This is a genomic window from Legionella brunensis (assembly GCF_001467025.1).
In the GTDB taxonomy this organism is placed as follows: Bacteria; Pseudomonadota; Gammaproteobacteria; order Legionellales; family Legionellaceae; genus Tatlockia; species Tatlockia brunensis.
This window is the reverse complement of record NZ_LNXV01000036.1, coordinates 306,949-308,338: the sequence shown is the minus strand read 5'-3', so window position 1 is coordinate 308,338 and position 1,390 is coordinate 306,949. Positions and strand designations below refer to the sequence as shown.

Genomic DNA, 1,390 nt, shown 5'->3' with positions numbered 1-1,390 from the left:
TATTGACATCAAGAGCGCATAGAATTTGTGCGTCATTAAAATAGAGCACATGTTTTATCGGTTTAGTGAAATGATTAGTCGGTTTTTTATTGATAAAAAGTGCTATTTCTTTAGCGACTTGAAAATTGGTGACGCCAGTAAACGTGGCGTTAACATCCACAATGGCACGAACCAGATTGGGAGATTTCGAGTTCGTTAATGCTGTTTCAATAAATTGTGCTGCATTGGTGTACTCAAGGCTTGAAACCTGGGTATTCTTGTTGCGTAACACCTCAATAATATAACCATCACTGCCGAGAGAGGATTTGACATCGAAATGCAGGCGCTGATGGAAGGTTGTGTGGTTTCCTGGAGTTCCAGAGACCCCTTGTGAGCTGCGGTAAATATCAATATGATTAAAAGAATCACTATGAATAATCGCACCATCGTGATGAATTTGCTTTAATGAGCGCTCTTGTAAGAGGGAAAAAGCAAGCGTGCGGTTATATTGATGACGCTTATAAAGAGCCGCCATTTGTACAGGATCATCAATGTTGACTTTACTTAAAGTTAACCACTCTTTTTTCTCGACGCCGGAATTCTCTTCTAAGTTAAAAAACGCTTGAGCCGTAGGAGTTTCATCTAAATTTTTGAAGATCGGGTTTTGGAATAACTCCTGGCGAGCCACGGCTTGCCATATAGCAATACGTTGTTTGAAGAGTTCTTCGCTGATGCCCTTAATAAGCATCATTTGAATAGTATAGTTGATTGCCTCCAGCTCATTACCAAAGCGACTTCCCTCATTAGGGTTATCATTACCCCCATAAGGGATAGCAAGGGTATACGCTACCGGGCCTAGACCGGCTTCTTTGGTTGCTCCATATCTTACATTAACCTTCTGATGCAACGTTTCAGGAAGTAAAGTGCTGACTTGCTGTTTTAAGAAAGCAAGTAATTCTTTCTCTTGCGGGGTGGCATTCGCAACGACTTCACTCATCGTTTTGCTAACACCCATAATGTAAGCGATAAGTTCGTCTTCAACCTTAGCACCATAACTTAAGGCAGCTTTTGCAGCAAATTGCCGTAGTGGACTATTCGATTCTTTGACAAGCTTGGTTGCCAGTTCCTTTTTAAAGGGTGTCCAATCATAATCACTGTCAAAGTGGGGAGCATCCTTAATGAATTGAGGATCTATAAAACCATAAAGGGCTGTGGAATTTTTGATGATCGTCGGATCCAGTGGGATCGGTTCACCTGAGGTGTAATTTAATTTTTTCTTCAGCCATAAGCCTTGATGCACTTCATCGATGAGACAGTCCGCATGGTGGTGCAAAAGGTTGGTGATTTTATCCAGCCAGTAGACTTGTTTTTCCCAATTCTTATCCCTTTCTTTCGAAAGCAAGAGCTCAAC

1 protein-coding gene is annotated in these 1,390 nt (G+C 41.4%); it reads right to left on the bottom strand.

Going from position 1 to position 1,390, the window contains the following annotated elements; genetic code table 11:
* Nucleotides 1-1,390 (bottom strand): hypothetical protein (locus Lbru_RS17570; RefSeq protein ID WP_193786928.1); only part of this gene is annotated, 1,390 nt, incomplete at both ends.